Here is a 248-nt window from a genome sequence, read left to right as displayed (position 1 = left end):
GGTCCACGCCGAGCACGCTCACCTCACCGGCCGATCTGTCCCTGAAGCCCTCCAGGATCTCGACCGTGGTGGTCTTGCCCGCTCCGTTGGGCCCGAGCAGCGTGAAGATCTCGCCGCGCTGGATGTCGAGGTCGACCCCTCGCAACACCTCGGTCGCGCCGTACGTCATCCGCAGGTCGCGGACGGTCACCGCATTACTCATATGTAGAAATGTAGTACACCTACTACATTCGCACCAACTTCTACGA

The 248-nt window shown here is 61.7% G+C and carries 1 protein-coding gene; it reads right to left on the bottom strand.

Translation table 11 applies throughout. The features are described from left to right. On the bottom strand, positions 1–190 hold a 190-nt coding region (locus HIJ39_RS23565; RefSeq protein WP_338055285.1), incomplete at its 3' end, for an ATP-binding cassette domain-containing protein. Between the last annotated feature and the right edge of the window lie 58 nt (positions 191–248).

The organism is Sulfobacillus harzensis (genome assembly GCF_012933365.1).
GTDB lineage: Bacteria > Bacillota > Sulfobacillia > Sulfobacillales > Sulfobacillaceae > Sulfobacillus_B > Sulfobacillus_B harzensis.
This window is presented reverse-complemented; position numbering and strand designations above follow the sequence as displayed.